Raw genomic sequence first — 7,639 nt, forward strand, 5'->3', positions numbered from 1 at the left:
TCTCCTCCCTGGAGTCCGAAAACGACGCGCTCCTGGCGCCGCAAACCGAAACAACCGCACACAAAGGCGGTGGTTTGTTCTAGCGTGTAGAAGCAGGTATAGCCGACGGCAACGGAGGGCACCGATGGATCTTCGTACAAAAGGTTTCACGCTGATCGAGGTGCTGGTGGCCCTTGGCGTGCTGCTGATCCTGATCACCATGGCGGTGCCGTCATTTACCGGGTCGCTGCAGAGCACCAAGGCCGACACCGATATCGACGACTTGCGCCGGGCGCTGAACTTTGCCCGGATGACGGCGATCGACCGTGGTATCACCACGCGAATTCGCCCCACCGCCGAGGGCAGCGCCTGGAGCGGCGAACTGACGGTGTATGACAGTACTGGCTCGTCGCCCAATATATTGCGGGTTGTTCCAGCAATGAGCAGCGGCGCGACTCTGACGCTAACCTCAGACGTGACCAACATTGATTTCAACAATTTGGGCGGGCTATCGGCACCGGCCACGCCGGTGAGTTTCAATTATGTACGCGGGGCGCAGAGCAGGACGCTGAGTGTTTGCCTCAATGGACGAATCGTATTGGGAAGTTGCGGATGAAGGGTTGCAGTAAAAGGACGCAGGGGGGCATGACCCTGATCGAGGTGCTGGTGGCGGTGCTGATTCTCGGCGTCGGCTTGCTCGGGGCGGCGATGATCCAGCTCAATGCGCTCAAATACACCGACAGCTCGCGCATGACCAGCCAGGCCAGTTTCATTGCCTACGACCTGCTGGACCGCATTCGCGCCAATTCCGCCGCCGACTACACCATCACGCCGCCCAGCTCGCCGAATCTCAACGTAGCCCGCGACCAGGACCTTTATGATTTCCAGACCAATATCGTCGCCTTCGGCGGCGCCACGGCCACGGGCACCGTTGCGCTGAACCAGCGGGTCTACACCATCACCATTTCCTGGGATGACGCCCGGGCCGCCAACACCACCGATGCGGCCGAGGCGCGACGCAGCTTTGTCCTGACCAGCCGCGTCGCCGTTGACCCGGTGGGGACGCCGCCATGAACCGGCACAGTCGCGGTTTTGGCCTGATCGAGTTGATGATCGCGCTGGTGCTCAGCCTGATCGTCATCCTGGGTGTCGTGCAGATTTTCATTGCCGCCAAAAACACCTACGTCAGTCAGAATGCCGCCGCGGTGATGCAGGAGGACGCGCGGTTTGCCTTGAGCAAAATGGTCCAGGAAATTCGCATGGTGGGGATGTTCGGTTGCTTGGCGACCATCATCGATGCCTCAACGGATAACAGTTTCGCTGTCAGCCAGACCACGCCAATCCGTTGGGATAACGCCAACCGGAGGTTGACCCTGGTCACCGCTGACATAGGCAATGGCGGTAGCGATCCAACCTGGACCGTCGTCTCCGATTGCCGTACCTCGGCGACGGCCTATTCCAATGCGCGGCTACCAGCGACGGGGCAGATGGCGTTTCCGATTCGCCGACTGATCTACAGCTTCAATAACAACCAATTGATGCTGGGCAGCGGCACCGGCAATCCGACCCTGTACGTGCTGGTGGACCACGTGCGGGCGTTCGACGTGATGTTCGGCGTGGCCGGTAGCGCGACAGACATCGCGGCGTCGAGCTACACCAGCAACCCGGCTGACCCGGCGCTGATCCGCAGCGTACGCCTGAGCCTGACGCTTTTTGACCCGAGGAATGCGGTGCGCGAGCAGACCTTCAATGTGGTTGCCGCGTTGCGCAACCGGCTGCTATGAAGGAGATGACTTCGATGGGGCACATGCATCGCCAACGTGGCATGGCCTTGCTGGTCAGCCTGGTCTTCCTGTTGCTGCTGACGTTGATCGGGTTGTCGTCGATGCAGAGCGCCACCCTCCAGGAAAAAATGACCAGCAGCGTCATGCAGCGCAACCAGTCCTTCCAGATGGCCGAGGCGGCGCTGAGGGTCGGGGAAAGCGCGGTGCAGGTCGAAACGTATTCATTGCCGATGTGCACCACTGCGACCCAGTGCGCGCCACCGGACGAGTCGAAGACGCTGACTGTGGCGGGGCGCGACTCAAGGTCGGGAGTACTCTGGGTTGCCGCCGCCGGTGGGTTTTATGGCGTGCAGAACATCGGCACGACGCTCACGGCGGTCAATGTGCCGGTCAATACGTCGGCGACGCTGTACCGGATCACGGCGGTAGCGGTGTTGGGCAATAACCAGCGCAGCGTGGTGGAGAGCATCTATGCGAAATACTAAGGTGCTTCGCGGCAGGTGGCAGGCGTTGTGGGGGGCGTTGCTGGGCCTTTACCTGGCGGCCCCGGCCTATGCGTTCACGCCTTCGGATTCGCCCTTGCTGAGTGCGGCCGCCGTCACGCCGAACGTGATGCTGCTGATCGATGATTCGGGGAGCATGAACAACATCATCTGGGCGGCGGGGTTCGATCCGGCGGCGACGCAAACGCGCACTTACGCATGTAACGCCAGTAACAACTGCAACGACAGGTATGAGCTGGACCTGGAAGACTCGAATATCCTGTTGCTGAGCCTGTTGCGTGGCGGCTGCTCGTCTGGCTGGTACGGTTTCTATCGCCCCAGCCTCGGCCGAATCTGCCTGCGCTTGCCAGATCCTGTGGGAGGCGGCGATACCCGTTACACCGGCAAATACTTGGCGTATCTAGTGACACTGGCCAACGGCTCGAGCCGCGACTTCACCACAGGTACGATCCCCACGGATTATCGAATCAACGTGGCGCGGGATGTCTCCAATGACTTGGTCGCCAATAACCGCGCCCTGCGTATTGGACTTGCTACCTTCAACCCACCTAATTACAGCAACTCCGGCCCCGGCGGGTACATCGCTCGCGCCATCAGCGACCTGTCGCCGGTCACTGGCAGCGTGACCCAAACCCAGGCCAACGCCAACTACAGCGCCCTGATCAATGCCATCAATGGACTGGGCGCGGTTGCGAATACCCCCTTGGCCGAGAGCTATTACGAAGTCACCCGCTACTTCAGGGGCATGGCGCCTTATTACAATGGAACGCCCACCACCTACACCAGCCCGATCCAGTACCGTTGCCAGAAAAATTTCGGCGTGGTGGTCACCGACGGCTTGCCCACCTATGACCGGACATTTCCCTCCAATGACCCGCTGGGTCTTTCCCGGTTGCCGAACTGGGACGGCATCAGCAGCAACGATGGCGCCGATCCTCTCGGTAATGCGGAGGGCGACACGCTTTACCTGGACGACATCGCCAAGTTCGCCTTCGACATCGACATGCGCTCCACCGGCACCGACGCCACCGGCAAGAGCTGGAACAGCGTGGATTTTCCTCGGCAGTATCTCAATACCTATACCGTAGGATTTGCCGTCACCAACCAGATGTTGTCCGACGCAGCCCGTTACGGGGCGGGCAAGTATTATCCGGCGAGCGACAGCGAAGGCCTGAATTCGGCGCTGTCGTCAGCCCTGAGTGATATCACTTCCAAAGCTGGCTCCGGGGGCGGCGGCACCACTAACGCCGCCACGTTGTCCAGCACGTCCAGCTACTACCAGACCACCTATGACCCCAAGGACTGGCGTGGGACCATCCGGGCATTCGGCTTCACCTCGGCGGGCACGGTCAATACGGCAGCGGTGCAATGGACCACCGACACCGCCATCGTGCCGGGTGCCACGGCACCGATCTATCAATCCTGGAACACCGCGACCAACGTGCCGGTGACCCTGGCCTACGGCAATTTTTCGCCGGCCCAGCAAACCAGCCTCAGCCAGAACCTGCCCACGGGGATTACCGGCAATGACCTGGTGGAGTGGAGCAAGGGCGTCAACAAGACCGGCCTGAAGGTGCGCAGCGCATTATTGGGCGACATCATCAATTCGCCGTTGGTGCTGGCATCGCCCAATGACCAGACCGCTGCGGACCTGCTCAACGACACCAGCTACAGCGCCTACCTGGCGACCAAGGCGACAAACATGAGCACCAGCCTGGTGGTGAATGGCAACGATGGTTTTTTCAGTGTCATCAACAGCGCAAACGGCACGCGGCGTTACGCCTACATGCCTTCGAACGTGCTGCCCTCGTTGCAGGACATTGCCGACGTCAACTACATCAACGGCGTGAGCCACAAATTCCTCGTGGATGGACAGATCGGCGTATTCGACGTGCAATCGGGGAGCGCCTGGAAGACCGTGGCCGTGGGCGGCACCGGGGCTGGGGGCAAGGTGTTCTATGCGGTCCAACTGTTCGATGCGGCGGCCGGCAATGCGTATCGGGCGTTGTGGCAAATCAGTGCGCCAACCGTCGCCAACACGGCCAATGCCTTCAATGACTTGGGCTATGCCTACGCGCGCCCCGAAGTCGCACGCCTGGCGGACGGTCGTTGGGCGGCGTTCATCGCCAATGGCTACGGCAGCAATACGGGTGTGGCGGCGTTGTACGTGGTGGATATCCGCGACGGTTCGCTGATCCGCAAAATCGTCATCAACAGCAGCGAAACCGATAACGGCCTGTCGTCGGTCAAGCTGCGGGTCAACTCGCAGAATATAGTGCAGGCCGCCTACGGTGGTGACTTGAAGGGACGGATCTGGAAGTTTGACCTCAGCGGCACTTCACCCACCGCGTGGGGCCTGGCGTTTGCTGGGCAACCGTTGTTCACCGCCCCCGGCGGCGCGACCCAGCCGATCACTGTGCAACCTCTGCTGGCCGACAATCCCCAGGGCGGCACCCAGGTGTTTTTTGGAACCGGCAAGTTCAACGAAGCAGCCGACAAGCTCAACAAGGATTTGCAGGCGTTCTATTCGATCTGGGACGCCACGGGCGGCGCGGGGCAAATTACCGTGTCGAGCCTGCAGGCCCAGTCGATCACCGGGGTGTTTTCCGGCAGCACCGGGCAGTTCGTCACCACCAGCCAGAGCGACGTGACGTATCCTGCGCAAAAGGGCTGGTACCTGCCCTTGGTGTACAACAACGTGCTGACCGGGGAGCGAGTCATCAACCCGGCCAGCCTGGTGCTCGGGCGTGTGGTCTTTACCACGGCCGCCGTGGACACCACTGACCCTTGCGCCAGCTTCGGCACCGGCAAACTGATCGAATTGGATGCGTTCAACGGTAAGATGCTCAACTATGCGGTACTCGATACCAACAACGATGGTTCGCTCACCAGCCTCGATACCATTTCCGCTGGTGTGGTGTTCACGGGCGGCATCCCGACATTGAGCGCCGTCGTCAGTGCCAACGGGGCCACCAATATGATCGTGAACGACTCCGGTGGTGGTATCACCGACCTGCTGGGCAAAACCGTCGGCGGCAGCCGCCGTATCATGTGGCGGCAAATACAATGAGGGAGCAAGGCATGCGCAGATCCAACCGCGGTTTCACCTTGATCGAAATCATGATCGTGATCGCGATCATCGGTATCGTGATCACCGTCGGCTATCCGAGCCTGACCGAGTATATGAAGAAGGGCCGACGGGCCGAAATTGCCGGGCTCTTGTCGGAGCAGGCGCAAATTCTTGAGCGCTACTATTCGAAGAACAACCGCTACACCGATGCGACTGGTCTGAGCAGCGGCAACGATTTCTACACCATTAACTTGGTACCAACGGACCAGAGCTTCACCCTGACCGCCGTGCGCAAGAGCGGCTCGTCCATGGCGACGGACAAATGCGGTGACTTCAAAATCACCAATACCGGCGTACGCAGCGTGGAAAATGCTACTGGGGTGACTGCCAAGGATTGTTGGGGGCGCTGAGTTTCTTTTATCCGGGCGCGCTTTGCGCCCTTTGTTTTGTGAGTCGAATCAGAACATGACCAGGCAACAGCAAGTGGTGATTGTCGGTGGCGGAGTCATCGGCCTGCTGACGGCGTTCAATCTGGCGTCCGCAGGGCAACGTGTGGTGCTGCTGGACCGTTCCAATGTCGGCCAGGAATCGTCCTGGGCCGGTGGCGGTATCGTTTCGCCGTTGTACCCGTGGCGCTATAGCCCGGCGGTCACGGCGCTGGCCCATTGGTCACAGGATTTTTATCCACAGTTGGGGGAGCGTCTGTTCGCGGCCACCGGGATCGACCCGCAAGTGCATGTGACCGGGCTTTATTGGCTGGATCTGGACGACCAGGACGAAGCGCTGGCCTGGGCCAAGCGGGAAGGGCGCCCGCTACGGGCTGTGGATATCTCGGCGGTTCATGATGCGGTGCCGGTGTTGGGCGCGGGTTTTTCCCGGGCGATCTACATGGCTGACGTGGCCAACGTGCGTAATCCCCGGTTGGTGAAGTCCCTCAAGGCTGCGTTGCTGGCGATGCCGAACGTCACGCTGCATGAGCATTGCGAAGTCAGCGGGTTTATTCGCGACGGTGGGCGTGTGGCGGGCGTGCACAGTTCTGCCGGTGAAATTCATGGCGATGAGGTGGTGCTGGCCGCCGGTGCCTGGAGTGGCGAGTTGCTCAAGAGCTTGGGCTTGAAGTTGCCGGTCGAGCCGGTCAAGGGCCAGATGATTTTGTACAAGTGCGCGTCGGATTTTCTGTCGAGCATGGTTCTGGCCAAGGGGCGTTATGCAATCCCGCGGCGTGATGGGCATATTCTGGTGGGCAGTACGCTGGAGCGTGAAGGCTTCGACAAGACCCCGACCGAGGTTGCGTTGGAGAGCCTGAAGGCTTCGGCGCAGCAGCTGATTCCGGCGTTGGCGGGTGCCGAGGTGGTGGGGCATTGGGCTGGGCTGCGGCCTGGGTCGCCTGAAGGTATTCCCTATATCGGCGAGGTGCCGGGGATTGCGGGGCTTTGGCTGAACTGTGGGCATTATCGCAATGGGTTGGTGTTGGCGCCGGCTTCGTGTCAGTTGTTTACGGATTTGATGTTGGGGCGTGAGCCGGTGATTGATCCTGCGCCTTATGCGCCGGCGGGGCGGTTGTAAGGTTTTATAACCCGATCCAAATTGTGGGAGCGAGCCTGCTCGCGATGGCGGTTTGATTGAGTACATATCCATTTCTGCGGTAACGGCTACTTAGGGTTCCTCCCTTACGGCGGCTCACTTTTTTTCAAACGCCAAAAAAAGTAAGCAAAAAAGGCACCACTCGGTGCCTCGCTTAGGCTCGGCATGCCCTCAACTCCGGCATTGCTCCGTGGGCCCACTCCACAATGCCTGCGTTCGGCCATCGTGGTTAAAGGGGCCTCCAGATCAAAAGCCGGGCCGAGGCGGCCTTATAGCCGACCTGGCTCTCCCGCTCGTACACCCATCCGATCTGTGGGAGCAAAGCTTGCTCGCGAGGCGGCCATACAGCCGACCTGATTCTTCCGTTCGTACACCGATCCAATTGTGGGAGCGAGCCTGCTCGCGAAGAGGCCTGCACATTCAGCACCTTCATCGGCTATGACATCGCCTTCGCGAGCAGGCTCGCTCCCACAGGGTTTAGGTGGCCAAGAAAATTTGTAAATCATCTTCGAACCAATGTGGGCCTATCCCTCTGTTGCTGTTGCTGTTGCTGTTGCTGTTGCTGTTGCTGTTGCTCTGCTTTTGACTTTGATCTCGGACGCCCCGTTAAACCACGCTGGCCGAACGTAGGTATTGTGGAGTGGGCATCCCGGCATGGATGCCGGGATAGCCGCGCTGGGCCATGGATGGCCCTTCGCGGCGGCCCACGGAGCAATGCC

At 60.4% G+C, this 7,639-nt stretch carries 7 protein-coding genes; all 7 read left to right on the forward strand.

Annotated features, from left to right (window positions below; translation table 11 throughout):
- Positions 1–124: 124 nt before the first annotated feature.
- From HU767_RS22785 to thiO, 7 genes are read left to right on the forward strand one after another with little or no spacing between them, the layout of a single operon-like run.
- A complete protein-coding gene (locus tag HU767_RS22785; protein WP_186730515.1) occupies positions 125–595 on the forward strand; it encodes a GspH/FimT family pseudopilin in 471 nt (156 codons plus the stop codon).
- Positions 592–1,053, forward strand: a complete 462-nt coding sequence (gene pilV / locus HU767_RS22790; protein WP_186709844.1) for a type IV pilus modification protein PilV — start codon at positions 592–594, stop codon at positions 1,051–1,053. Before HU767_RS22785 ends, pilV begins: the two co-directional genes overlap by 4 nt.
- Complete coding sequence (locus HU767_RS22795) at positions 1,050–1,763, forward strand: prepilin-type N-terminal cleavage/methylation domain-containing protein (protein ID WP_186730516.1); 714 nt, start codon at positions 1,050–1,052, stop codon at positions 1,761–1,763. The genes pilV and HU767_RS22795 overlap by 4 nt, the downstream gene beginning before the upstream one ends.
- A gap of 14 nt (positions 1,764–1,777) precedes the next feature.
- A complete protein-coding gene (locus tag HU767_RS22800; RefSeq protein WP_186730517.1) occupies positions 1,778–2,248 on the forward strand; it encodes a PilX N-terminal domain-containing pilus assembly protein in 471 nt (156 codons plus the stop codon).
- Positions 2,235–5,336 carry a PilC/PilY family type IV pilus protein gene (locus tag HU767_RS22805; RefSeq protein WP_186730518.1) on the forward strand — a complete coding sequence of 1,034 codons (3,102 nt, stop codon included), beginning with the start codon at positions 2,235–2,237 and terminating at the stop codon, positions 5,334–5,336. Before HU767_RS22800 ends, HU767_RS22805 begins: the two co-directional genes overlap by 14 nt.
- Before the next feature lie 11 nt (positions 5,337–5,347).
- Positions 5,348–5,746: a type IV pilin protein gene (locus tag HU767_RS22810; protein WP_186709852.1), complete on the forward strand. Its 399-nt coding sequence runs from the start codon at positions 5,348–5,350 to the stop codon at positions 5,744–5,746.
- A gap of 55 nt (positions 5,747–5,801) precedes the next feature.
- Positions 5,802–6,902 carry a glycine oxidase ThiO gene (gene thiO, locus HU767_RS22815; RefSeq protein ID WP_186709854.1) on the forward strand — a complete coding sequence of 367 codons (1,101 nt, stop codon included), beginning with the start codon at positions 5,802–5,804 and terminating at the stop codon, positions 6,900–6,902.
- The last annotated feature ends 737 nt before the right edge of the window (positions 6,903–7,639 follow it).

It is taken from the genome of Pseudomonas sp. SWRI179 (assembly GCF_014268705.1).
Lineage (GTDB): Bacteria > Pseudomonadota > Gammaproteobacteria > Pseudomonadales > Pseudomonadaceae > Aquipseudomonas > Aquipseudomonas zanjanensis.